Annotated in this window: 20 protein-coding genes and 1 riboswitch; of the genes, 6 read left to right on the plus strand and 14 right to left on the minus strand. The window is 70.6% G+C overall.

From position 1 onward, the window contains the following. Positions 1 to 2: 2 nt before the first annotated feature. From OG878_RS02910 to OG878_RS02925, 4 genes are all read left to right on the plus strand, one after another. Positions 3 to 998, plus strand: a complete 996-nt coding sequence (locus tag OG878_RS02910) for an FAD binding domain-containing protein (RefSeq protein ID WP_328885267.1) — start codon at positions 3 to 5, stop codon at positions 996 to 998. Next, entirely contained in the window at positions 995 to 3,235 is a 2,241-nt protein-coding gene (locus OG878_RS02915) for a xanthine dehydrogenase family protein molybdopterin-binding subunit (protein ID WP_328885268.1), read from the plus strand. The genes OG878_RS02910 and OG878_RS02915 overlap by 4 nt, the downstream gene beginning before the upstream one ends. Before the next feature lie 89 nt (positions 3,236 to 3,324). Further along, positions 3,325 to 4,356 (plus strand): zinc-binding alcohol dehydrogenase family protein, encoded by a 1,032-nt coding sequence (locus tag OG878_RS02920; protein ID WP_328885269.1) that lies wholly within the window; start codon positions 3,325 to 3,327, stop codon positions 4,354 to 4,356. An 81-nt stretch (positions 4,357 to 4,437) separates the two neighbouring features. After that, entirely contained in the window at positions 4,438 to 5,946 is a 1,509-nt protein-coding gene (locus tag OG878_RS02925; RefSeq protein WP_328885270.1) for a glutamate synthase subunit beta, read from the plus strand. 111 nt (positions 5,947 to 6,057) lie between these two features. Here OG878_RS02925 and OG878_RS02930 read toward each other — a convergent pair whose 3' ends face one another. The 6 genes from OG878_RS02930 to OG878_RS02955 form a co-directional block, all read right to left on the minus strand. Next, a complete protein-coding gene (locus tag OG878_RS02930; protein ID WP_328885271.1) occupies positions 6,058 to 6,804 on the minus strand; it encodes a transglycosylase SLT domain-containing protein in 747 nt (248 codons plus the stop codon). Positions 6,805 to 6,806: 2 nt separating this feature from the next. Beyond that, positions 6,807 to 6,992, minus strand: a riboswitch (cyclic di-AMP (ydaO/yuaA leader). A gap of 399 nt (positions 6,993 to 7,391) precedes the next feature. Next, a complete protein-coding gene (gene rbsD, locus OG878_RS02935; protein WP_328885272.1) occupies positions 7,392 to 7,781 on the minus strand; it encodes a D-ribose pyranase in 390 nt (129 codons plus the stop codon). Continuing rightward, positions 7,778 to 8,683, minus strand: coding sequence for a ribokinase (locus OG878_RS02940; protein ID WP_328885273.1), 906 nt, complete (start codon positions 8,681 to 8,683; stop codon positions 7,778 to 7,780). Before OG878_RS02940 ends, rbsD begins: the two co-directional genes overlap by 4 nt. A 38-nt stretch (positions 8,684 to 8,721) precedes the next feature. Further along, positions 8,722 to 10,674, minus strand: coding sequence for an ABC transporter permease/substrate-binding protein (locus OG878_RS02945; RefSeq protein WP_328885274.1), 1,953 nt, complete (start codon positions 10,672 to 10,674; stop codon positions 8,722 to 8,724). Then, complete coding sequence (locus OG878_RS02950; protein ID WP_328885275.1) at positions 10,664 to 12,208, minus strand: sugar ABC transporter ATP-binding protein; 1,545 nt, start codon at positions 12,206 to 12,208, stop codon at positions 10,664 to 10,666. Before OG878_RS02950 ends, OG878_RS02945 begins: the two co-directional genes overlap by 11 nt. Continuing rightward, the gene (locus tag OG878_RS02955) at positions 12,205 to 13,221 is read right to left on the minus strand and encodes a LacI family DNA-binding transcriptional regulator (protein ID WP_328885276.1); all 1,017 of its coding nucleotides are present in this window, start codon (positions 13,219 to 13,221) and stop codon (positions 12,205 to 12,207) included. Before OG878_RS02955 ends, OG878_RS02950 begins: the two co-directional genes overlap by 4 nt. 332 nt (positions 13,222 to 13,553) lie before the next feature. On the opposite strand from OG878_RS02955, the gene OG878_RS02960 reads away from it, so the two are divergent. After that, positions 13,554 to 13,916 (plus strand): DUF779 domain-containing protein, encoded by a 363-nt coding sequence (locus OG878_RS02960; RefSeq protein WP_328885277.1) that lies wholly within the window; start codon positions 13,554 to 13,556, stop codon positions 13,914 to 13,916. Positions 13,917 to 14,103: 187 nt separating this feature from the next. On the opposite strand, the gene OG878_RS02965 is transcribed toward OG878_RS02960, so the two are convergent. The 8 genes from OG878_RS02965 to OG878_RS03000 form a co-directional block, all read right to left on the minus strand. Beyond that, the gene (locus OG878_RS02965; RefSeq protein WP_328885278.1) at positions 14,104 to 14,298 is read right to left on the minus strand and encodes a hypothetical protein; all 195 of its coding nucleotides are present in this window, start codon (positions 14,296 to 14,298) and stop codon (positions 14,104 to 14,106) included. A gap of 134 nt (positions 14,299 to 14,432) precedes the next feature. After that, complete coding sequence (locus tag OG878_RS02970; protein ID WP_328885279.1) at positions 14,433 to 15,323, minus strand: phosphatidylinositol-specific phospholipase C/glycerophosphodiester phosphodiesterase family protein; 891 nt, start codon at positions 15,321 to 15,323, stop codon at positions 14,433 to 14,435. 258 nt (positions 15,324 to 15,581) lie between these two features. Then, positions 15,582 to 16,703 (minus strand): acyl-CoA dehydrogenase family protein, encoded by a 1,122-nt coding sequence (locus OG878_RS02975; RefSeq protein WP_328885280.1) that lies wholly within the window; start codon positions 16,701 to 16,703, stop codon positions 15,582 to 15,584. Continuing rightward, a complete protein-coding gene (locus OG878_RS02980; protein WP_328885281.1) occupies positions 16,700 to 17,893 on the minus strand; it encodes an acyl-CoA dehydrogenase family protein in 1,194 nt (397 codons plus the stop codon). Before OG878_RS02980 ends, OG878_RS02975 begins: the two co-directional genes overlap by 4 nt. After that, complete coding sequence (locus tag OG878_RS02985; protein WP_328885282.1) at positions 17,890 to 18,858, minus strand: NADPH:quinone oxidoreductase family protein; 969 nt, start codon at positions 18,856 to 18,858, stop codon at positions 17,890 to 17,892. The genes OG878_RS02980 and OG878_RS02985 overlap by 4 nt, the downstream gene beginning before the upstream one ends. 214 nt (positions 18,859 to 19,072) lie before the next feature. Next, complete coding sequence (locus tag OG878_RS02990) at positions 19,073 to 21,748, minus strand: beta-N-acetylglucosaminidase domain-containing protein (protein WP_328885283.1); 2,676 nt, start codon at positions 21,746 to 21,748, stop codon at positions 19,073 to 19,075. A gap of 226 nt (positions 21,749 to 21,974) precedes the next feature. Next, positions 21,975 to 22,403 (minus strand): TIGR03668 family PPOX class F420-dependent oxidoreductase, encoded by a 429-nt coding sequence (locus OG878_RS02995; RefSeq protein ID WP_328885284.1) that lies wholly within the window; start codon positions 22,401 to 22,403, stop codon positions 21,975 to 21,977. Between the two features lie 80 nt (positions 22,404 to 22,483). Next, positions 22,484 to 23,308, minus strand: a complete 825-nt coding sequence (locus OG878_RS03000) for an LLM class F420-dependent oxidoreductase (RefSeq protein WP_328891113.1) — start codon at positions 23,306 to 23,308, stop codon at positions 22,484 to 22,486. Between the two features lie 464 nt (positions 23,309 to 23,772). Here OG878_RS03000 and OG878_RS03005 point away from each other — a divergent pair, with 464 nt between their 5' ends. After that, on the plus strand, positions 23,773 to 25,185 hold the full coding sequence (locus OG878_RS03005; protein WP_328885285.1) for an MBL fold metallo-hydrolase: 1,413 nt from the start codon (positions 23,773 to 23,775) through the stop codon (positions 25,183 to 25,185). The last annotated feature ends 12 nt before the right edge of the window (positions 25,186 to 25,197 follow it).

A 25,197-nucleotide genomic window follows, 5' to 3' on the forward strand; every position in this document is an offset into this window, starting at 1 on the left:
TCGTGCGGCCCATCAGCTACTCCCGCGCACATGCCGTCGCCGACGCCGTCGCCACTGTCGCCGCAGACCCCACCAGCGACTTCCTGGCCGGGGGGACGACCGAAGTGGACCTACTGCGCCAGAACGTCCTGCTGCCGCGCCGGCTGGTGGACATCAACGACCTGCCCCTCACCCAGATCGAGGAGCGCCCCGACGGCGGCCTGTACATCGGCGCCCTGGCGCGGATGAGCGAAGTGGCCGAGGTCCCGGCGCTGCGCGAGCGGTTCCCGATGGTGGCGCAGGCCCTGGTCCTGGGTGCCTCCGCGCAGCTGCGCCACATGGCCAGCATGGGGGGCAACATGATGCAGCGGGTGCGCTGCGGCTACTTCCGCGACGGGATGTCACCGTGCAACAAGCGTGACCCGGGCAGTGGTTGCAGCGCCCTGGACGGATTCAACCGCGGTCATGCCGTCCTCGGTGTCAGCGATCACTGCATCGCCACCCACCCCTCGGACGTGGCCGTGCCGCTGATGGCGCTGGATGCCCGCATTCACACCGAGGGGCCGCACGGCCGCCGGGTCTGTGCGATCGACGACTTCTTCCTGCTGCCGGGCGCGACCCCGCATCTGGAGCACCCGCTCGAACATGGCGAGCTGGTCGTGGGCATCGAGGTGCCGGGCCTGCCCGCTGCCCGTAACTCCGCGTATCTGAAGGTCCGTGACCGCGAGTCGTACGAGTTCGCCCTGGCCTCCGCGGCCGCCGCGGTGACCATGCAGGACGGTGTCATCGGCGAGGTGCGGCTGGCCCTCGGCGGGGTCGCCGCCAAGCCCTGGCGGGCCCGCCGCGCGGAGGAGTTGCTGCGCGGAGCGCCGGCCCGGCGGGAGACGTTCGAGCGGGCAGCCCGCGAGGAACTCGCCGCCGCCCGCACCACGCCGCTCAACGAGTTCAAGGTCGAGCTGGCCCGGCGGACCGTGGTCCGTGTCCTGGAGACCCTCACCGGTACGGAGACTCCCTCATGAGCACCCCCGTTGCGATCGGCCGGCCCACCGACCGGGTCGACGGCCGCCACAAGGTCACCGGCGGCGCGCAGTACTCGGGGGACTTCCTCCTCGACAACATGGCTTATGCCGTCGTGGTCGGCGCGCGGGTGCCCAGTGGGCGGATCACCGGCATCGACGGGTCCGAGGCGATGGAAACCAGCGGAGTACTCGCGATCCTGACCCATGAGAACCTGCCCAGGATCGCCACGCAGCCGCCGCTGATTCCCTCGCTGGCGGGCATGCCCGCCCCCGGGCAGACCTTCTTCCCGCTTCAGGACGAGGTCGTGCACTACACGGGTCAGCCGGTGGCCGTCGTCGTCGCCGACACCATGGAACGCGCGCAGCACGCAGGCGCGTTGATCCGCGTCGTCTACCAGGAGACGCCCTCGGTCACGACACTGGACCAGGCACGTGACGAGGCCTACGAGCCCGAAGCGATCTTCGCAGGCTTCATCCCCGGCCGGAACCGGCGCGGCAACGTGGAGGCCGGGCTGGCCCAGGCCGATGTGCGCATCGACGCCACCTTCACCTACGCCGCGAACAACCACAATCCCCTCGAACCCTCGACCACCACCGCGGCCTGGGACGGCGACCGGCTCACCCTCTACGACGCGACCCAGGGGGTGACCGCCACGCAGCTCACCGTCGCCGCGCTGCTCGGCCTCACCCCGTCGAAGGTCCGCGTCATCTCCCACTACGTCGGCGGCAGTTTCGGTTGCAAGGCCATGATCTGGGCGCACCCCGCCCTGGCCGCGCTCGCCGCCCGCCACGTCGGACGTCCGGTGAAGCTCAGCCTGACCCGCGAGCAGATGTTCACCTCGGTCGGTCACCGGGAGGAACAGGAGCAGCACCTCACCCTGGGGGCGAGCAACGAGGGACGCATCACCGCGCTGCGGCACCACAAGCTCTCGCCCACCTCGCATTTCGACAACTGGGCAGAGCCCTCCCTCGGGGTCGCCTCCCAGATCTACGGCTGTCCGAACTACGAGGGCGTCTACCGGCTGATCCGCGCCAACACCATGACGCCCACCTTCATGCGGGCCCCGGGCGAGGCCTCGGGCATGTTCGCGCTGGAGAGCACGATGGACGACCTCGCCCACCACCTGGGCATCGACCCCGTCGAACTGCGCCTGCGCAACTACACCGACACGGACCCCCGGACCGGCAACCCCTGGTCGAGCAGCGGTCTCAAGGAGTGTTACCGGCGTGGGGCCGAGCGCTTCGGCTGGTACCGGCGCAACCCGGAACCCCGCTCGCATCGCGACGGACACCTGCTCATCGGCTACGGCATGGCCGCTTCCGTATATCCCGTCTACGGGCCGAACAACCCGCAACGCGCCCGCGCCCGGCTCTACTCCGACGGCACGGCCGTGGTGCAGGCCGCCACGCCCGACTTCGGCACCGGTGTCGCCACGGTGATGGCCCAGGTCGGCGCCGACGCGCTCGGCATCCCGATGGAGCGGTGCCGCTTCGAGGGCGGTGACACCGCACTGCCCACCATCGCGTCCGCCGTCGGGTCCTCGGGATCCGGCATGATCAGCGCCGCGGTACACACCGCCGCAACCAACCTGCGCAACCAGCTCGTGGCCCAGGCGGTCGCCGATGCGCAATCACCGCTGCACGGCGCCGATCCCGGTACCGTCACCGTGCAGGACGGCCGCATGATGCTCCGTGACGGGCCGGAGACCGGGGAGAGCTACGCAGACCTGCTCCACCGCAACTTCCTGCCCGACGTCGAAGCCGACGGCGCCTGGTCGCCCGCACCCCGGACCCACCACTACGGGATGATGACCTTCGGTGCCCAGTTCGCCGAGGTTGCCGTCGACCCCGATCTCGCGGTCGCCCGGGTCCGGCGGATGGTCGGCGCCTTCGCCCCCGGCCGCGTACTCAATCCCAAAACGGCACGGAGCCAGCTCATGGGCGGGATGCTCTGGGGACTGGGCCAGGCGCTCCTCGAGGCGAACTACATGGACCCGCACCGTGGCCGCTGGGTGGCCTCCGGCCTGGGCGACTACCTCGTCCCGGTCAATGCCGACGCCCCCGAGGTGGAGATCGAGCTCATCGAGGTGGAAGACAAGATCGTCAACCCGCTCGGCGTCAAAGGCGTCGGGGAGGTCGGGCAGGTCGGCGCCGCGGCAGCGATCGCCAACGCCATCCACCACGCCACGGGGCGCCGCATCCGCAAGCTGCCCATCACCATCGAGGACCTGCTCTGAGGATCTCGTCGGCGGCCGGGAGAACACCCCCGCCGCCATGGACGACCGGCCGGTTTGCCGGGGCCGCCGGGCAGTCGCAGGCTGGATGCATGGGGCTCCCCCACAACGCCACGGAGATGCTCAGCGGCTGGGCCGTCGGGACTCCCGGACCCATCGGTTCCGGTCCCCTGGTGCGGACCCACCGCCGAGTGACCGCGCCCGGCCCTGATGAGCTGCTGCTGCGGGTGGAGGCCTGCGGAGTGTGCCGCACAGATCTGCATCTGGCCGAGGGGGACCTCGCGCCCCACGCTCCGTCGACCATTCCCGGACACGAGATCGTCGGCCGCGTGGCAGCGGTCGGAGACTCTGTGACCCGGTTCGGCGCGGGGGACCGCGCCGGCGGCGCCTGGCTGCGCCGTACCTGCGGGTCGTGCCGCTACTGCAGAGCGGGGCGCGAGAACCTCTGCCCCGCGTCCGCCTACACGGGGTGGGACGCGGACGGCGGCTTCGCCGAGTTGGCCGTCGTGCCGGAGGCGTTCGCCTACCGGCTGCCCGAGTCCCGCGACGCCGCTCTGCTCGCTCCGCTACTGTGCGCGGGAATCATCGGCTACCGGTCACTGCGCCGCAGCGCGTTGCCGGCGGGCGGCCGGCTCGGAATCTACGGCTTCGGTGCGTCGGCCCATCTCGCCGCCCAGGTGGCTGTGGCCGAGGGGGCGACCGTCCATGTGATGACGCGTTCCGCGCAGGCGCGTGAACTCGCCATGTCCCTGGGTGCTGCGTCGGTCGGCGGTGCGTACGACGGTCCCCCGGAGCCGTTGGACTCGGCGATCCTGTTCGCTCCGGTGGGCGACCTGGTGCCGGTGGCTCTGGAAGCCCTGGACCGGTCGGGCACCCTCGCGATCGCCGGCATTCATCTCTCCGACATTCCCGTGCTCAACTACCAGCGGCATCTCTTCCAGGAGCGGAACCTGCGCAGCGTCACCTCCAACACCCGCCGGGACGGCCGGGAGTTTCTCGAGCTCGCCGAACGCATGGATATCCGGGTCACCGTCAGCCGGTACCCCCTGGACCGGGCCGACCGGGCACTCGCCGACCTGGCCGCGGACCGGGTGAACGGCGCCGCGGTACTCACCACCGGCTGACCGGCCCGATGAGAGCCGTACAAACCAGGCGTAAGCTTGACAAAATGCCTGTACACCGCAGTCGGGCGATGGAGGCGGCGCATGACCGACCCCTACGGCTTCCTCAAGTTCCCCCGCAGGCCCGTCCCGGCGCGCCCCGTCGAGGAGCGGCTGAACGACTGGCACGAGGTCTACGCGGGGCAGGCGCGGCTTCCGCTCATCTCCGAGCAGGCGGGGCGCTGCATGGACTGCGGCCTGCCGTTCTGCCACAGCGGCTGCCCGCTGGGCAATCTCATCCCCGAGTGGAACGCGTACGCGAAGCAGAACGACTGGCGGGCCGCGGCCGAGCGACTGCACGCGACGAACAACTTCCCGGAGTTCACCGGGCGACTGTGCCCGGCGCCGTGCGAGGACGCCTGCGTACTGACCATCAACACCGATCCCGTGACGATCAAGAACGTCGAACAGGCGATCGCCGACGAGATCTGGGCACGCGGGTACGCATCGCCTCGGCCGCCCGAGCAGCTCAGCGGGAAGACCGTCGCCGTCATCGGCTCCGGACCCGCCGGACTGGCGGCGGCGCAGCAGCTCACCCGTACCGGTCACACCGTCGCCGTCTACGAGCGCGCCGACCGCATCGGCGGACTGCTGCGCTACGGCATACCCGCGTTCAAGATGGAGAAGCACCACTTGAACCGCCGCATCGAGCAGATGCGGACGGAGGGCACGAAGTTCCGCACGGGTGTGGACGTCGGCTGCGATGTCGACGCCGCCGAACTCTCGGGACGTTACGACGCCGTGGTCATCGCCGTCGGGGCCACCGGGCAGCGGGAGCTGCCCGTCCCCGGCCGCGGGCTGAACGGCGTCCATCAGGCCATGGACTATCTGACCCTGGCCAATCGGGTCAGGGAGGGCGACTACGTCGCGCCCCCCGTCTCCGCCGAGGGCAGACACGTGGTGATCATCGGGGGCGGGGACACCGGCTCGGACTGTCTGGGCACCGCGCTGCGCCAGGGAGCGGCGTCCGTGGTGCAGCTGGACATCAACCCGGAGCCCGGTGAGGTCCGGCGGGACACCGAGCCCTGGCCCACGTATCCGAAGGTCTACCGGATCTCCCATGCGCACGAAGAAGCCCGGGGACGTGCGGGAACGGATCCACGGGTCTTCGCCTCCGCCACCCTCTGCTTCGAAGGGGACCTGGCCGGGCATGTGCGTCGGATACGTCTGGTGGAGGTGGAGCCCGAGGCCAGACGACCGCGACCGGGCACCGAGTACGTGATCACGGCGGATCTGGTCCTGCTCGCGCTCGGCTTCTACGGCCCCGAGCGCGGCACCGGACTGATGAGACAGCTCGGGCTCGCACTGGACGACCGCGGGAACTTCGCCCGGGATGCCGCCTTCACGGCCGAAACGGCTCAGCATGCCGGGCGGACGCCCGGCACCGGCCTGGACGGGGTGTTCATCGCCGGTGACGCGGGACGCGGCCAGTCCCTGGTGGTGTGGGCCATCGCGGAGGGGCGGTCCGCCGCGGCCGCGACGGACCGCTACCTGAGTGGTTCCACGGTGCTGCCTGCGCCCGTCGCCCCGGGGGACCGGCCCCTGGTGGCATGAGCGCTTCCGGGGCTGAGCGCGCGTCTCCGGGCGACATACGCCGGACGGGTGGCGAGGGGACTTCTCCCTCACCACCCGTCAGGCGTACATCAGTGCCGGCAGGGCCGGGCGTCAGTAGGCCCCGAAGACGTTGTCGATCGAACCGTACTTGGCGGCGGCGTAGTTGCACGCGGCGGTGATGTTGGCGACCGGGTCGTAGATGTCCATCGACGTACCGGGCACGTGGTAGGCCTTGAACGTGGGGTCGATGACCTGGAGCAGGCCCTTGGAGGGCGTTCCCTTGGCGGCGTTCGAGTCCCAGTTGTTGATGGCCTTCGGGTTGCCCGAGGACTCACGAATGATGTTGCGGTGGATGCCGTCGTAGCTGCCGGGGATGCCGTTCTTGGCCATGACGGCCAGCGACTCCTTGATCCAGCCGTCGAGGTTGTTCGCATACGTGACGGGCTGCGCGGCAACCGGAGTGGAGGAAACAGGAGCCGCGGACTCGGACTTGGCGCCTATGGTCAGGGTCATGCCCGGGCGAATCAGGTCGGGGCTGGCTCCGATGACCTGTCGATTGTCCTGGTACAGCTTCTCCCAGCCGCCGCTCACGGAATACGCACGAGCGATCTTGGAAAGGGAATCACCTATGATCACGGAATAGGTGGTCGGCGTGGCCTTCTGCGCAGCAATTCCCTTGACGGAAACGGCAGTCGGCGCCACAGCCTTTTGAGCGGCGGCGGGCTGCGCCGGCGCGGCCGAGGCGACGGTTGCGCCGAACACCGGAAGCGCGAGAGCAGCGCCGCCCGTGCCCACCGCGATGAGACCGCGGGTCAGCGAATTGGGCTTGTGACGACGGTGGTTACCCTTTGCAGGCATTGCGAATTCCTCTCCGTCGCCTACGAGGTGAGCTGTCGGGTTCGGGCTGGAGATGCCCCGCCGCATATGAATGCGACTTCACCCCGAGCCGTTCCGGATTCCGGATCGGCGGCTTACCTGGTTCCCCCGCTCCTGCCGTACGTAAGTGGGTTGGGTTCCCGGACGGCGGCAGGATTCGGCGTTCCATCCGGATTGACGGTGACCGTAGGCGAGAAACACCGGACGAAACAAGCCCCGAATTCCCGATCGCAATTCATTTGCAAGATCGATTCACTGGAATCCGTGTTGCCGACGCCACATCCCGGAGTGAGTTTTCTTGGCACAGAAGGGAACCGGACAGCGCTCGGAGTCCTCCCTCACCACAAACGTGACTCTCACCACTAAGTCCGAAATGGGCGATTTGCGCGGCACCAATCACCCTGAGGCGAAACCCACTTGAGGTGGAATCCAAGGGTCAGAGGGAACAGCTCCCCCAAATCGCCCATACCGGCACATCTGCCGCGATCGTTGCGCACGCAGTGAGACCCGGCACCGCAGAGGCGGTGCCGGGTCTCACTGCGCGGACGCGCGGATCGGGGGAACGCGGATCAGAAGAAGACGCCGCAGCGCAGCAGGACGTTCGCGTAGGGGCGCGCCTCGCCGGTGCGTACCACCAGCCGTGCCCCCGCCGACAGCGCCTTGAGCTCGTCGTGTGCGACGAGCTCAAGGCCGGGCAGGCGTTCCTGCAGCAGCCGGGCGGCCTCCGGATTCGCCTCCCCCACCTCGCTCGCTGCCGTGGCGCCCTCGATCACCAGCTCGTCGAGGAGTCCCTCGAGCACGTCGGCGAAGGAAGGGATGCCGGCGCGGAAGGCCAGATCGACGACGCGCGGACCGGCCGGGACGGGCATGCCCGCGTCGCAGACGAGGACCGCGTCACCATGACCCAGCTCGGCCAGTGCCCCGGCCAGATGGCGGTTCAGGATTCCGGCTTTCTTCACAGCGCTGAGACCTCCTCGGCGGTCGGGAAGGACTCCTGGGCGCCTTCCCTGGTGACGGCGGCGGCACCCACCCGCACGGCGAAGGCGGCAGCCGTCGTGAGGTCCTCGCCCCGGCTCAGACGCCAGGCCAGGGCTGCGGTGAAGGCGTCACCGGCGCCGGTGGTGTCCACGGCGTCGACCCGCAGGCTCGGAACCCGCACCACGGTGTCGGTACGGCCGTCGGCGACCAGCGCGCCCTCCGCACCCAGCGTGACCACCACCGACTGCGGGCCGAGGGCCAGCAGCCCCCGCGCCCAGTCCTCGGGACGGTCCCCGGCCGTGGCGCCGAGCATGAAACGGGCTTCGTGCTCGTTGACGACCAGCGGGTCGCAGGCGTCGAGCACGTCCGCGGGCAGCGGCGCGGGCGGCGACGGGTTCAGTACGAACCGGGTGCCGGCCGGCCGGGTGCGTGCCACCTCGGCCACGGTCCCCAGGGGGATCTCCAGCTGCGCCGAGACGACGCGGGCACCGGCGAGCAGGCCGGCGGCGGCGCGGACGTCTTCGGGGGTCAGCCGGGCATTGGCCCCGGGCGAGACCACGATGCTGTTGTCGCCCGACGGGTCCACCGTGATCAGCGCGACGCCGGTGGGCGCCCCGCCGACCTGGACACCGCCGGTGTCCACACCGGCCGCACGCTGCGATTCCAGCAGCAGCCGCCCGTGGGCGTCGTCGCCCACCCGGGCCAGCAACGCGGTACTCGCGCCGAGGCGGGCGGCGGCGACGGCCTGGTTGGCCCCCTTGCCGCCCGGGTGGACGGCCAGATCGGAGCCCAGCACGGTCTCGCCCGGCGCGGGCCGACGCTCGACGCCGATCACCAGGTCGGCGTTGGCCGACCCCACGACCAGCAGGTCGTAGTCGTGCATCACTGTCCTACTTTCACTCGCGTGAGGGGTGGGGCGGGTCAGGAGAAGTCGGCGACGTTCTTCCCCGTCACGACCTTCACCGGCACCTTGACCGTGCTGTCGACCTGCTTGCCTCGCGCGACCTCGACCGCGTTCTCCACGGCGATCCTCCCGAGCTCCTTCGGCTGCTGGGCGACCGAGGCGTACAGCGTGCCCGCGGCGACCGCCTTCAGACCGTCGGGGGTGCCGTCGAAGCCGACGACGTCGACGGACTTGCCGGCCTTGCTGCCGAGCGCCTTGACCGCGCCGAGCGCCATCTCGTCGTTCTCGGCGAAGACTCCGGTGATGTGCGGGTGGGACTGCAGCAGGTTGGTCATGACGTCCAGGCCCTTCGTGCGGTCGAAGTCCGCGGGCTGGGAGGCGACGACCTTGATCCCCGGATAGGCCTTCAGACCCTCACTGAAGCCCTTGCCCCGCTCACGGCTGGCGGAAGTTCCCGCGGTGCCCTGGAGGACGACGATGTCGCCCTTGCCGCCGAGCTTCTCGGCCAGCGCCTTCGCGGCGAGCCTGCCGCCCGCGACGTTGTCGGAGGCCACGAGCGTCGCGGTGTCCGCCTTGTTGACGCCTCGGTCGGCGGCGACCACCGGGATGTCGGCCTTGTTGGCGGCCCGCACCGCGGGCCCCACCGCGTCCGAGTCCACCGGATTGACGATGATCGACTGCACACCCGCGCCGGTGAAGTTCTGCAGCTGGTTGGCCTGTTGCGACGCATCGTTCTGCGCATCCGTGACGGTGAGGTCGATGCCCGCCTCCTTCGCCTCGGCCTGCGCGCCCGCCTTCATCTGGACGAAGAAGGGGTTGTTGAGCGTGGAGAGCGACATGCCGACCTTGGTGGTCGTGCCGGAGTTGCCGGAGTTGAAGAACGACACGGCCGCGACGACGGCCGCCACGCACACCGCGGCGATCGCGATTTTCGCGGCTCCCTTGCCCCGGGGCCCGGATGCACCGGACGAGGACGCCGACGACGCGGACCCACCGCCGGCCCGCCGGCGCACCGTGTCCAGCAGGACCGCGAGCGCGATCACGACACCGATGACGACCTGCTGCCAGAAGGCCGAGACGGACAGCAGGTTGAGGCCGTTGCGGAGCACGGCGAGTATCAGCGCGCCGATCAGGGTTCCGGATGCCTTGCCCACGCCGCCCGCGAGGCTGGCGCCGCCGATGACGACCGCGGCGATCGCGTCCAGCTCGTACCCCTGCGCTGCCTGCGGCTGCGCGGAGGCCAGACGGGAGGCGAGGACGATGCCCGCGACCGCGGCGAAGAGACCGGACAGGGCGTAGATGACGAGCTTCTGCCGCTTGACGCGCAGGCCCGAAAGCCGCGCCGCTTCCTCGTTGCCGCCGATCGCGTACATGGAGCGGCCGATGTACGTACGCCCGAGGACGACCGCCGTGACCAGCCCCATCGCGATCATCACCAGCACGGGGACGGGCAGCCACCCGCCGAGCGTGTCGCCGAGCACGGAGACGGAGTCGGGGAAGGCGATCGGGCTGCCCTGCGAGATGACGAGGGACAGACCACGGCCGATCGACAGCATCGCCAGCGTGGCGATGAACGGCGGGAGTTTGCCGTACGAGACGAGGGCGCCGTTGACGAGACCGCAGGCGATGCCCGTGACCACGGCGAGGATCACCGCGATCCACACGGGGACGCCCTCCGACGTCGCCATCCAGGCGAGTACGGTCGCGGAGAGCGCCGCCACCGAGCCGACGGACAGGTCGATGCCCGCCGAGACGATGACGAAGGTGACGCCGAACGCGAGGATCGCGGTCACGGAGGCCTGCACACCCACGTTGAGCAGGTTCTGGGTGGTGAGGAAGTCGCCGGACAGCAGCGACATCGCCACCACCAGGACCACCAGGGCGCTCAGTGCGCCGTTGTCGAGCAGGATGCGGCGGAGCGCCGAGGCGCCACTTGCCCCCGTATTGCTCTTGATCGTGTCAGTGGCCACGGGAGCCCTCCACTTCATCGTTCACATCTGGGGTGGTTGTCACGGACGGGGCGGTCACGGCCAGCGCCATCACCGCGTCCTGGGTCGCTTCGTGTGCGGGCAGTTCGCCGGCGATCCGGCCCTGGGCCATGACGAGCACGCGGTCGCTCATACCGAGGACCTCGGGCAGGTCGCTGGAGATCATCAGGACCGCGTGGCCGGACGCCGTCAGCTCGTTGATGAGCTGGTAGATCTCGACCTTCGCGCCGACGTCGATGCCTCGGGTCGGTTCGTCGAGGATCAGCACCCGGGTGTCGGCGAGCAACCACTTCCCGATGACGACCTTCTGCTGGTTGCCGCCCGAGAGGGTGCGGACGTGCTGGCCGAGACCCGCCATCCGCACGCCGAGCTGCTCGGCGATCCGGGCGGCGGCGGCGCGCTGTCCCTTGAGGTCCACCAGACCGCCGCGGCTGGCCGACCGCAGGGTGACCAGGCCGAGGTTCTCCTGCACGGAGGCGTCGAGCACGAGGCCCTGGCCCTTGCGGTCCTCGGGCACGAGCCCGATTCCGGCGCCCATGGCTGCGTTCACATCGCCCTTGCCGAGACGTTCGCCGCGTACCTCGACACTCCCGGCGTCGTAGGGGTCGGCGCCGAAGACGGCGCGGACGACCTCGGTGCGCCCGGCTCCGACGAGTCCGGCGAGTCCGACGACCTCTCCGGCGTGGACGTCGAAGCTGATGTCGTGGAAGACGCCGCCGCGGGTCAGACCGCGCACCGAGAGCAACGCCTCACCCGTCTCCGGGCGTTCACGGGGGTACTGCTGCTCGATGCTGCGCCCGACCATCAGCCGTACGAGCTCGCCCTCGGGGGTCGAGGCGGGCACCTGGTCGATGCTGCGGCCGTCGCGCAGCACGGTGACCCGGTCGCCGAGCGCCGCGATCTCCTCCAGATGGTGGGTGATGAAGACGATCCCCACCCCGTCCGCGCGCAGCTGCCGGACGATCCCGAAGAGCTTGTCCACCTCTTCGCTGGTCAGCACGGCGGTCGGCTCATCCATGATGAGGACGCGGGCGTCCAGGCTGAGTGCCTTGGCGATCTCCACCATCTGCAGCCGGGCAATGCCCAGTTCGCGCACCTTGGCCTTCGGCGAGACGTTCACGCCGACCCGGCGCAGGAGTTCCTCGGCGTCCGCCTCCATCTTCCTGCGGTCGATCATGCCGAAGCGGCGTGGCTGACGGCCGAGGAAGATGTTCTCGGCGACGGTCAGCTCGGGCACCAGGTTGAACTCCTGGTAGATGGTGGCGATCCCGAGCCGCTCGGCGTCCTGGGCGCCGTGGACACGTACTTCGTTCCCGTCGACCAGGATCCGTCCGCTGTCCGGGCGGTAGGCGCCGGAGAGCATCTTGATCAGCGTGCTCTTTCCTGCGCCGTTCTCACCGAGGAGGACATGCACCTCGCCGCGGCGCAGGTCGAAGTCGACGGAGTCGAGCGCGACCACGCCGGGGAAGGTCTTTCGTATTCCCTCGATGCGCAGCAACTCGTCCTGACTGCTCACAGGTTGCTCCTCTGGTCCGAAGCGGGCTCGCCGCACGACCTGCGTACGACGAGACGGGCGGGAAGGGTGACGGACTGCGGGGGCCGGCCCTCTATGACGTCGACCAGCGCCCGTACGGCGGCTCGGCCGAGGTCCCCGGTCGGCTGGGCGATCGCCGTGATCGGCGGATCGGTGTGGACGAACCACGGGATGTCGTCGAACGCGGCGAGCGCGATGTCCTGCGGAACCCGCAGCCCGCGCGCGCGGATCGCGTCCAGTGCGCCGAGGGCCATCAGGTTGTCGGCGGCGAAGACCGCGTCCGGCGGCTCGGGCAGGGCCAGGAACCGCTCGGTGGCACGGCGCCCGCTGTCCGCCTGGAAGTCGCCCTGACCGATGTAGGCGTCGGCCAGCGCGAGTCCGTGCCGGCCCAGGGCGTCGCGGAACGCCTCGACGCGCTCGCTGCCGGTGGTGGTGGCGGCCGGGCCGGCGATGATCGCCAGCCTGCGGTGGCCGAGGCGGTACAGATGGGCGACGAGGTCCCGCACGGCTGGACAGCCGTCGGCGCGTACCACCGGAACGTCCACCCCGGGAATCCAGCGGTCCACGAAGACCATGGGGGTACCACCGCGCGCGGCGTCGAGTATCTGCGGGGAGCCGCCGTCGGTGGGCGAGACGAGGAGCCCGTCGATCCGGCGGTCGAGGAGCGTACGGACGTGGTGGTCCTGCAGCTCGGGCCGTTCGTCGGCGTTTCCGATGATGACGCTGTACCCGAGGGCGCGCGCCGCTTCCTCGACGGAGCGGGCCAGCGCGGTGAAGTACGGGTTGAGCACGTCGCTGATGATCAGCCCGAGGGTGCGCGTCTGGTCGGTGCGCAGCGACCGGGCGACGGCGTTGGGCCGGTAGCCGAGCGTGTCGACAGCGGCGAGGACGCGCGCCCTCGCGTCGGGGCTGACAGACGGATGGCTGTTGAGGACACGTGAGACCGTGGCGACGGACACGCCCGCCTCGGCTGCGACATCTTTGATGCTCGCCACTGCCGGACCACCTTCCTGTGGTTTCCGTGAGCATCGGATCCAGGGGGCGGTGCGTCGGCTCCGCAGTCGTGGAAACGATTACATGAGCGATTGGAATCGATTACATGGCTCCGAGGCAACCCCCTCCCCGCATAGCGAGACAAAACCGTAATAGAGTCGCGCTCATATGAGCGTGGCGCAGAAGTGCGCCCGTCCGGTGTGACGACGGCCCCGCCGCCCGCCCGGCGGCCCCGGCCCGACGTCCCGGGCGAGTTCCCGTGCAACCTCCACGCAACGTTGCGTGCGGTTGGCTTGCACCACGCCATCGGCATCGGACAGCGAAAGGCCGGCCCGTGACTCTCTCGGAAGCACCGCGCGTGGAGCTCACCCCCGCAGCCGCCGATCTGGTGCGGCGGCTACGGGAGGCCCACGGGCCACTGATGTTCCACCAGTCCGGCGGCTGCTGCGACGGCAGTGCGCCGATGTGTTACCCGGACGGAGAGTTCCGTACCGGCAACTCCGATGTGCTGCTCGCCTCGCTCACCGTCGACGGAGTCGCGGAGCGTGTCCCCTTCTGGATGTCGAAGAGCCAGTTCGCGGTGTGGGCGCACACCCGGCTGATCGTCGATGTGGTGCCCGGGCGCGGCAGCGGATTCTCGCTGGAGGCGCCGGAAGGGGTGCGGTTCCTGATCCGGTCGCGCCTCGTCGGCGCCTGATCCGCACGGTCCTCACTCTCCACGGCGTACATCACTTCCTGTCGCGCGCGTACCACCACGACGCCGCGCCGCACGCCGACGTACGCCGTGCCGCCAGGTGCTCCCGGGCGGGCTCTTCTCCCGGGACGACGGCCGCATCCGGCTCCTCGACGGCGTACGAGGCCGCGGCGCCACCACGTCTCCCGGGTCAGGGCTTGAGGCTGCTGACGACGTTGGCCGTGGCCGTCAGTCCCTCCTGGATGGTCGGCGCCATGCTCGTCCCCGCGAGGAAGAATCCGAGCAGCGCACAGACGATCGCATGCGAGAGCTTCAGACCACCGTTGCGGAGGAAGATCACCGCAAGGACCAGCAGTAACAGCACCAGTGAGATCGAAATGGCCATGGCCAACCTCCTCCGCCGCGCCGGAATGCGGCATTCGGCCGCCAGTGTGGCGTAGCGGAGGGGCCATCCGGCGGACTGGCGTGTCCGCCATCCGGGTGTTGACTGACTGTCACGACGGCAGGGTGTACGGCCCGTCAGATGCCGTCCGGCGCGACCCTGTTCCTTGTACGGAGGAAGAGCTCGAGCCCGGCCAGGTCGTCCGTGTTCAGATGGTCGGCCCCTGCGGCGAGCAGTTCGGTCCAGACGGCGTCGCGCTCGGGTCCCGCGACGTCGGGTGTCGCCCAGAAGCGGACGCGCTGCCCGCCGCAGTGGGCGGCGTCGACGAGGGAGCGCAGACGGTTCCGCTCGACGGCGGGGAACGGTCCGGTGCCCAGCCAGCCGAAGCTCTCGGTCCAGTTGCTGCTGATGAGCGGAATGAAGGCGGCGGTGGCCGCGGTGCCGAGGTCGTCGAGCCTGCCGTCGTAGAAGGCAAGGCGGGTGCGCTGGGCCTCCATGGGGACGCGGGCGGCACGGTCGCCGGAGATGACGGGGGTCACTGCGCCCGTGCGAACCCGGCCGTCGTGGTACGTGGTCAGCATCCGGCGGTAGCGCTGGAGTTGCCGGTCGAGCTCCAGGTAGGCGGCGGCACCGTCCGTCTTGATGTCGATGAGCAGCTGCACGGGATCTCGGTGGCCGGCGTACACCGTGCCGTGGTTGGCCCTGACCCTGGCCAGCAGGGGGTCCAGATAGAGCGATGCCAGCGTGCGGGTGGGGTCGAGATCGGTGGCCTCGTGGGCGACGAGCAGCTCCCCGTCCACGAGGAAGATGTCCGCCTCGACGCTCGTGAACCCGTGCGCGAGCGCGTCGTGGAGGGGGTGCTCGTGGAGGTAGTCGTTGTGCGCATGGGCCTGCCGCAGCGGACGCGGGTGCGGGCGGTTGCGGGCGGCAGGCGCGGCAGCCGTGGCTGCCTGGCGAGGTAAGACTGCGCCTGCGGCGAGGGTGGTGAGTGCGGTGGTGACGACGCGACGGCGAGTCGGGAACACCATGGATTCTCCCGGGAACGAGGTGCGGACCGGACGGGCGGACGCAAGCGAGTATGGATCCGCGGTGCGGCCACTCGGCAGGTACCTGCCAAACGTTGAGCCGCCCGTCGCCCGCCCGTCGACTGCCGTTCCCCGGTCCGGCGCGAGTCGCACGACGTCGCCCCTGCCCGGCAGTTTCCGTCACCCCCGACACGGAGCAGGGGCGGGGATACCCAACGCGTACCTCCGCCCCCACGTCCCGCCCCGTCGAACGCAGTCCCGCTACGGCGCGGGCAGTTCCATCAGTTCGGCGATCGCCTCGCGGTGGCGTCCGGCCGAGCCGTACGCGCTCGCATCGGCCTTGGCCCGCTTCAGATAGAGATGCGCGGGGTGCTCCCACGTCATGCCGATACCGCCGTGCAGCTGGATGCACTCCTCCGCCGCGTGGACCGCGACCTTGGAGCAGTACGCCTGCGCCACGGCCACCGCGAGCGGTGTGTCGGGGCTGCCGGTCGCAAGGGCGTCCGCGGCGTTGCGCGCGGCGGCGCGGGCCGAGACGACCTCCAGCCAGAGCTGCGCCATCCGGTGCTTGAGCGCCTGGAACGAGCCGACGGGCCGGTTGAACTGGTGCCGTTCGCGGGTGTACCGGACCGTCTCGGTCAGGCACCACTCGGCGAGGCCCAACTGTTCGGAGGCGAGCAGTCCGGCACCGGCGAGCAGCCCGCGGCGCACGGCGGAGCGTGCGGCTTCCGCGTCGGCGAGGCGGGTTCCGGTCGCGGCGTCGAGGGTGACGGTGGCCAGCGGGCGGGTCAGATCGAGGGGAACGAGCGGCTCGACGGCGACACCGGGCGCGTCAGCCTCGATCGCGTACAGACCGTCGCCGGTCGGCACGAGCAGCACATCGGCGGTGGCCGCGTCGGCGACCACGGAGACGGTGCCGTCCAGGGTGCCGGTCACGGTCGCGGCGACGGTCTCGGGCGCCGCGGAGAACGGCACGGCGAGCACCGCGACCTTGCGGGCCGCAGCCATGTCGCCGAGCAGTTCGGCGACCGGCCCGTCCTCGGTCCCGAGGGCGAGGAGCGTCTCGGTCGCGACGACCGCGCTGGTCAGGTACGGCGCGGGGGTCACGCTGCGGCCCAGTTCCTCCAGCACCACAGCGGCCTCGCGGTGGCTCGCGCCCTGGCCGCCGAGCTTCTCCGGCACGAGCAGTCCGGCGACGCCGATGCCGGCGCCGAGCGCCTTCCAGAGCTGGGGGTCGTACGGCGTGTCGGACTCGACGCGGGCGATCACCGTCGGCGCGTCGGACCGGTCGCCGAGCAGCGCCCGTACAGCGGCGCGCAGATCGTCCTCGGCCTCCGAGTACAGCAGGTCGGGCGCCACGGTCTCTTCGGTCCGTTCGGTCATCGGGACAGGTCCTTCCAGGCGACGTCCTTGTCGGTGCGCGGTTCGGCGGGCAGCCCGAGGACGCGTTCGGCGACGATGTTCAACAGGACCTCGCTCGTGCCGCCCTCGATGGAGTTGCCCTTGGACCGCAGATAGCGGTAGCCCGCGTCGCGTCCGGTGAAGTCGACCAGTTCCGGCCGGCGCATCGTCCAGTCGCTGTACAACAGTCCTTCGTCACCGAGGAGTTCGACCTCCAGCCCGCTGATCTCCTGGTTGAGACGGGCGAAGGCGAGCTTCATGCCGGAGCCCTCAGGACCCGGCTGCCCGGCGACGAGCTGCTGGCGCAGCCGTTCACCGGCGAGCCTGGCGACCTCGGCCTCGACCCAGAGGGTGAGCAGCCGCTGATGGACATCGTGGGTACGCAGTTCGGGACGTTCGCGCCAGGTCCTGGCGACCGGGCCGATCATGCCGCCCTCGCGCGGAATGCGGGACCCGCCGATCGAGACACGCTCGTTCATGAGCGTGGTCTGGGCGACCTTCCAGCCGTCGCCGACCGGGCCGAGCCGCCTGCTGTCGGGAATGCGCACGCCGGTGAGGAAGACCTCGTTGAACTCGGCCTCGCCGGTGATCTGACGCAGCGGCCTCACCTCGACACCCGGGTCGGTCATGTCGCAGATGAAGTAGCTGATGCCGCGGTGCTTGGGCAGGTCCGGGTCGGTGCGGGCGATCAGGATCGCCCAACGGGCCAGGTGGGCGCTGGACGTCCAGACCTTCTGGCCGTCCACGGTCCAGTCCCCGGTGCTCTCGTCGCGCACCGCGCGGGTGCCCAGCGCGGCCAGGTCGGACCCGGCGCCCGGCTCGCTGAAGAGCTGGCACCACACCTCCTCGCCCGTCCACAGCGGGCGCAGGAAGCGCTGCTTCTGCTCGGTGGTGCCGAATCCGAGGATGGTGGGGGCGGCCATGCCGAGGCCGATGCCGATGCGGCGGGGGTCGTTGCCGGGGGCACCCGCTGCGGTGAGTTCGGCGTCCACGACCGGCTGCAGGGAGCGCGACGCGTCGAGTCCGCCGAGCCCGGCCGGATAGTGCACCCACGAGAGACCGGCGTCGAAACGGGCCCTCAGGAAGTCCGTGCGTTCGGTGGTCGCCGGGGGGTGTGCGGCGACCAACTCCCGCGTCCGGCGGCGCAGTTCGGCGGCGTCGATGGCCGTCATCGGGCGACTCCTGTCGGGACGACGACGATACGGCCGGTACTCGTGCCGTCGGCAACACGCTGAACGGCGGCGGCCGCCCCGTCGATGGCGACACGCTCGCTGATCAGCGGCTTGATGGCGCCCTGCGCGGCGAGCGCGGTGAGCTCCTGGTGGCAGGCGCGGACCGCGGCCGGGTCCTTGGTGTTGTACAGGCCCCAGTGGAGCCCGACGATCGAGTAGTTCTTGACGAGGGCGTGGGTGAGTGCCGGGGTGGGGATGGTGCCGCTCGCGAAGCCGACGACGATCACCCGACCTTCGAAGGCGATGCACTTGACGGACTTGGCATACGCGTCGCCGCCGACCGGGTCGTACACGACGTCGGCGCCGTGCCCGGCGGTGAATTCCTTGACCGCCGCGACGATGTCCTCGCTGCGGCGGTCGATGACCAGGTCGCATCCGAGCTCGTGTGCGATCTTGGCCTTCTCAGGGCCTCCGACGACACCGATGACCTTGGCCCCGGCGGCCTTGCCGAGCTGTACGGCCGCGCTGCCGACACCGCCTGCCGCCGCGTGCACGAGGAGGGTCTCGCCCGCCTGGAGGCGCGCCCTGCGGTGCAGTCCGAACCAGCCCGTCTGGTAGCCGATGTGCAGCGCGGCCGCTTCGACGTCGTCCAGGGCCTCCGGGGCCGGAAGGAGCGCCGCCTCGTCCGCGACGACGTACTCGGCGAAGCCGCCGTTCGGCAGGGCGGGGGTGGCGAGGACCCGGCGCCCGTCCGGTGTCTCGCCGCAGATCTCCACTCCCGGGGTGAACGGCAGCGGCGGCCGCACCTGGTACTGGCCGCGGCAGAGCAGCGCGTCCGGAAAGTTGATGTTCGCGGCGAGCACCTTGAGGAGCACCTGCCCGTCGCCGGGCGTGGGCCGGTCCGTCTCCTCGAGCTGCATCACCTCGCTCGGCTCGCCGTTCCGGTGCACTCGCCATGCCTGCATGAGGGGCCTCCACAACGCTGTCGGCATTACCACTGCTCCCGCGCATACTAAGCGGTTGCTTGCCCGTGTGGGAACAACCCGCCCCGCACCCGTTCGGCCGGGCCGGATCATGACGGCGCGCCCGGCACGCCCGAGAGGTCCGGGGTGCCGGGCGCGCGGCCTGCCGGAGCAGGGGCGGCCGGTGTCACGGGCCGTTACGCCTGCCCCTACCGGTTCAGCCCACCACCAGCTCGGCGATCTGCGGAGCCGCCGAACCCGCACGCCAGTCGAGACGTACCGCATCGGCCGTCCGGCCGGTCAGGCTCACCCTGGTGTACGGGCCGTCGAGTGCACCGACGGTCCGCCAGGTGCCGTCGGCGCCTCGCAGCTGGATGTCGGCGAGGGCGTCCGACCCGGTCGGCTGCAGGACGGTGACGGACCCGACGGAGCGCTCGGAACCGAGCCCCAGCTCCAGGGCCTCACCGGCCTCGGGCGCGCGCGCCGCCCGGTAGACGGTTCCGGGGTCGCCGTCGGCCGCCGAGTGCAGGGCGGATCCGGCGGCGGCGGGCGGTCCGCCGGCCACCGCGCCGTCCTTCGTCTCGATGGCGAACTCGCGGACCACGAGCCAGGTCGACTGGCCCGCGGTCGCCCGCGCCCGCACATAGCGGGCCTTCGTACCGGCCGGGGCGGTCGCGGTGACGTCCGGCTTCCCCGAGAACGCAGTCAGCTGCTGCCAGCTCTGCCCGTCGGCGGAGTACTCCAGCACGCCGTCGTGGAGGTAGTCGCCGGTGCTGCCGGGCTTGGCCATGGCGAGGGTGATGCCGCCGATCTCCCGCTCCCGGCCCAGGTCGACGGTGATCTGATCACCGGCGGCGGGGGACGCGTCGCTCCAGAAGTACGTCGCGTCGTCGCCGTCGAGCATCCGGGCCACGGTGTTGGTCTGGTACGTACCGAGGCTCGTCGATGCCGTGGGCCTGCCGCTCACACCGATGGTCCGGTCGTGCTCGGCGTTCGCCTTGTCGATGAATCCGTCCAGCACCCCGCTGCCGACGATGACTGGCACCTTGCGGCCGTCAAGTCCTGTGTAGGTGAAGGACTTCGCCTCGGCGACGAGTGCGGGCAGCTGCCGGCGGAGCTCCCAGGCCTGCGCGCCCTTTCCTGCACCGGCCGCCTCGACCATCCGCAGGGCCGTACGGGCCGCGGTCGCCCAGGCTTCGGTGGCGTCCAGCCAGGGGCCGGAGTCGTCGACGAACCCGCGGTCCGGAAGGCTGCTGCGCAGACGGTCCGGGGCGTTGCCCAGGTCGCGGAGCACGGAGGTGAGCCGGTTCGCATCGCCGGACTTCCAGTAGCGGGTGAACTCGGCTGCCAGGTCGGGTGCTTCCTGCTTGTTCAGGGCCGAGCTGTAGTTGATGTCGGCGAAGGCACGCAGCGCCTTCTCCGTGCGGGCGTCGCCGCCCGCGTACTCCTTCAGCCCTTGCAGCCACGACGCCCGCTCGTCGTACGCGGCGTCGTTCCAGGAGTAGTCCGCGACCGTGTAGAGCGAGAGTTTGGAGGCGTACGGCTGAATCATCGGGTTGGCGGTGATCCCGGCCAGCTCGCCCGGCAGCCCCTTCTCGCGGCCGTTGAACGGGCCGAGCAGCAGCCGGTTGGTGACGTAGTCGTTGACCGGGTAGTTGTCCCAGGTCAGGATCGGGTGGTTGAAGACCGTGCGGGCGGCTTCGGCCTGGGCCACGGTCATCGTCGGCGCGATGACGCCGACACCCGTCCACTCGACGAGGACGTCGGGGTCGAGCTGGTCCGCGAGCGCCTGTTTGTACGGCGATGCCGAGACGTTGTAGTACTCGGTGGGCACCATCTGGAGCGGCTGGGCGCCCGGGTGCGTGGCGATGAACTCCTTGTTCACCTTGTTCAGGAGGTACGCCTGCGCGGCACCCGCCGCACCGCCGCCGGTCCCCCACTTCTCCTTGTCCGCCGCGCAGTTCCAGTCGGTGTAGCTGATGTCGTCGAGCGGGACGGCGAAGGTGCGTACGCCGATGTCCCAGATCGTCTGGAACTTGTCGACGAGCGCCTTGACGTCTGCGTCGGAGCTGTAGCAGACGGAGAGCCCGGGCGAGAGGGCGTAGGTGAACTCGACGTGCCGCTGCGCGGCCCGGTCGGCGAGTTCCTTGATCTGCGCCAGCTGATCGGCGGGGTACCGGTCGCGCCACTTCGCGCGGAGATACGCGTCGTCCTTCGGCGAGTACACATAGATGTTCATCTTGTGCTCGCCGTAGTAGTCGAGCTGGTCGAGGCGGGCCGCGTGCGACCACGGGGTGCCGTAGAAGCCCTCGATGACGCCGCGCAGCGCGGTGCCCGGCCAGTCGCGCACGGCAAGCCCGGCGACCTTGGTGCCGGGGTGGTTCTGCCGCGGCAGGATCTGACGGAGGGTCTGGGCAGCGTAGTACGTGCCGGTGGTGTCCTTGCCCGCGAGGACGATGCGGTCGGCGCCGATGCCGAGCACGTATCCGTCGGCGGGCAGCGCGTCGGGGCGTTCGATGTGCTGGCGCGCGAGGGCGGCGGAGACGCCGACGTGGACGGTGAGTCCGCTTCTGCCGGGTGTGTCGCTCCGTACGATCCGCTGCGCACCGGCGCGGCGCAGCGCGGCTTCGACGACCTTCAGGGAGGGCTCGTCGGAGGTGTCGCCCGTCACCAGGGTGACGGTGGGGCTGATGGTGATCCGGTCGGACCGCGATGTCACCGACTGCGGGGTCGGGGTGATGGCGGGAGTGCTGGGTGCGGTCGCGGCGGTCGCGGCCCGTTCGGTGCGGGCGCTGTCGGCCGCCCGGGCGACGGGTCCGGTGGTCAGCAGACCACCGACGAGCAGGCTCACTGCCGAGCCGAGCGCGATGAGACGGGGTGGGCGAGGCGTCACATGTCCTCCATCGGTCACAAGTCACCAGAGTCGCGCAACACAACAAGAGCGAATTCAACATCGTGGCGCCGACATGTCAATGGTCTGGACAACGTCAACGCTTGGACCTGGTGTTTTGTCTTCCCGAGGGTGGACCACAGCGAGGATCAGGAACCTGCCGGCATGCACGCGGTGGCGCACGTCGGCCCGTCCACCGGGCCTGCTGCAGACCACGTGGCGGACCGGTTCACGACGCGCGCCAGCCGCTCCAGCGCAGAACCGAGACCTCGACCACCGGTCCACCGGGAGGGCGCCCGGCGTACTGCCGGTATTTCGCCGCGAGCAGGCCGACGCAGTGCGCGGCCTCGGAACATCGGTCCGCTGACGGCAACACGCGGGCCTCGCCATCGGCCCTCACCCACCAGAGCCGGTCCCAGTTCTCGCCGTAGTGGTCGGCGAGCAGACAGACCGACGGGTTGGCAGCGATGTTGGCCAGGCGTTTCAGCCGCGTCGTCCGTTTCGGTTTGTGGTCCACGGCCAGCACCACCGTGTCGCCGTCCAGTGCGAACACCACCGGAACGAGGTGCGGGCGACAGGCCGTGTCGACCGTCGCCAGGTGGGCGACGCGCGACACGGCGAACCGCTCCCGGGCCTCAGTGCTCGTCAGGGCAGGCATCGCATCCCTTGCGGCAGTTACGGACAGTCGGGGATGTCCGGATCGGCCCCACATGCCGACGCTCGTGCGGCTGCGTCGCCTCAGCGGTACCGGGCGGCCACTTCGGCCAGCCGGTCGAGGTACTCCAGTGTCTCCCGTTCGGGCATCGTCGGCACATAGAACAGCAGCCGCTCGACACCCAGGCCGCTGTAGGCCTCGATCTGCCCGGGATCGGCCGGAACCCCGTACACCGTCACCGGCACCTCCCGTTCGGCACGCGCGCGCAGCCGCTCGATCTGCGGACCGAGCTCCTCCGGCGACACGCCGAGCGCCAGCCACGCGTCGCCCAGTTGCGCCACGCGCGGGAACGCACCCTCGCCGCCGCCGACATAGATCGGCGGATGGGGGCGCTGCACGGGTTTGGGCCACGCGAAGACCGGATCGAAGTTCACGAACTCGCCGTGGAACTCCGCCCGCTCCGAGGTCCACAGCTCTCGCATGGCGCGCAGCCGCTCATCGGTCAGCCGGCCACGGGTCGCGGGGTCGGTGCCGTGGTTCCTCATCTCCTCACGGTTCCAGCCCACGCCAATACCGAAGATCACGCGACCGCCCGAGACCAGGTCGAGCGAAGCGACTTCCTTCGCCGTGATGATCGGGTCTCGCTGCGGAATCAGCGCGATGCCGGTACCCAGCAGCAGGCGTTCCGTCACCACACCGATCGCGGTCAGGGCCACGAAGGGATCCAGGGTCCGGTAGTACACCTCAGGCAGTTCGCCACCGCCCGGGTAGGGCGTCTGCCGGTCCACCGGGATGTGACTGTGCTCGGCGATGAACAGCGAGTCGAAGGAGCGTTCCTCGAGGGCGGTCCCGAGCGAGGTCGGCCTGATGCCCTGGTCGGTGATGAAGGTCGATACCCCGAATTTCACGGCGGCTCCGTCGAGGATTGAGTGCGGTACAGGACGAGTGGCACAGATCTGTTGACTACCCGCCCCGGGCGATACCGCTTCCATGACCACCCGGGTGAACCAGCGCGGAGCACGGTCACGGCTCCTCGGTCGCACGCGCGTCATGGACCCGCGGCGCAGGAAGCGCTCTAAGGCGTGGGCGCGGCGCATCGGCAACGCATGCACGGACCGGCACGGACCGCTCCGGGACGTCGGCATGGAGCCCCGACGACCACAGCGCACGCCCTCTGGTTCTGCTCGCGCCGCGATCCTGCTCCCGCCACGGGTGGACGACGTCGGATGCCCTCGCGCCCGCCGTCGGGCCGGCCTCCGAAAGCCGACCGCTCTTCCGCACGCCACCCCAGGCCAAAATACCCCCCGGGGTATACGTGCTAATCTCGACGAGAGATACCCCCCGGGGTAACCCGTACGGAAGGAGTCACGCCGTGTTCTTCGTCGAAACCATGGAGACCGCCGGCCTCGGCAATCGCAGTTATCTCGCGGGCGGCCGGCGCTCCGCGCTGGTGGTGGACCCCCCTCGCGACATCGACCGGGTCATCGCCGCGGCCGCCCGGCGTGGCGTGCGGATCGCCCTGGTCGTGGAGACACACCTGCACAACGACTACGTGACCGGCGGCCTGGAGCTGGCGCGCCTGACCGGGGCCCGATACCTGGTGCCGGCCGCCGCACTCGTCTCCTTCGACCGGGTGCCGGTCGCCGACGGGGACAGCGCCCAGGTCGACGACGGTCTGGCCCTGCGCGCACTGGCCACCCCGGGGCACACCCCGCACCACATGTCCTACGTACTGGAGGAGGGCGGTCGCGCGGTGGCCGCCTTCACCGGCGGTTCGCTGCTGATCGGGAGCGTGGGCCGGCCCGACCTGGTGGAGCCGCGGCTGACCGCCGAGCTGGCCCGCGCCCAGCACGCCTCCGCGCACCGGCTCGCCGACGAGCTCGACGACGCCGTGCCGGTATTGCCGACGCACGGCTTCGGCAGTTTCTGCTCCTCCTCCCAGGCCGACGGGAACACCACGACGATCGGTGACGAACGCGCCCGTAACGACGCGCTCGTCAAGGACGTGGACACGTTCGTCGCCGAGCTGCTTGCCGGGCTCGACGACATCCCCGCCTACTACGCACATATGGGTCCTGCCAATGCCGCGGGCCCCGGGCCCGTCGATCTGATGCCGCCCGCACCGGCCGATCCCGAGCAGATCGCCCGGCGGCTGGCCGCCGGCGAGTGGGTGGTGGATCTGCGAAGTCGGGTGGCGTTCGCCGAGGGGCACGTCGCCGGATCGTTCAACTTCGAGAGCGAGGGGCAGATCGCCACGTATCTCGCCTGGCTGATCCCATGGGGCCGGCCGGTCACACTGCTGGCGAGCAGCGCCGACGAGCTCGCGCACGCCCAGCGCGAACTGGTCCGGGTCGGCATCGACCGCCCGGCGGCCGCGGCGATCGGCGACCCGCAGTCCTGGGTCCGCGACGCTGACGAGCTGCGCTCGCTGCGCAGGTCGGACTTCGCGGGCCTGGCCGTGGCGCGCGAGCGCGGCGAGGAACCGGTGGTTCTCGATGTCCGCAGGGAGGCCGAACGCCGGGCCGGCTCGATAGCCGGATCGGTGCACATTCCGGTGCACGAACTGCCCCAACGGCTGGACGAAGTGCCGGACGGAGTGGTGTGGGTGCACTGCGCGGGCGGAATGCGGGCGGCGATCGCGGGCTCGCTGCTGGATGCGGTCGGGCGCGAGGTCGTGGCCGTCGACGACGGGTTCGGCGCGGCGGAGGCCGCCGGTCTGACGATCGCGGCTCCACCGCCCGACCGTCCCGCCGGCACGACCGGCACCGCGCCGGCCACCGCCTGACCGTCGGACTCC

Origin of the sequence: Streptomyces sp. NBC_00316 (assembly GCF_036158715.1) — a bacterium.
Lineage (GTDB): Bacteria > Actinomycetota > Actinomycetes > Streptomycetales > Streptomycetaceae > Streptomyces.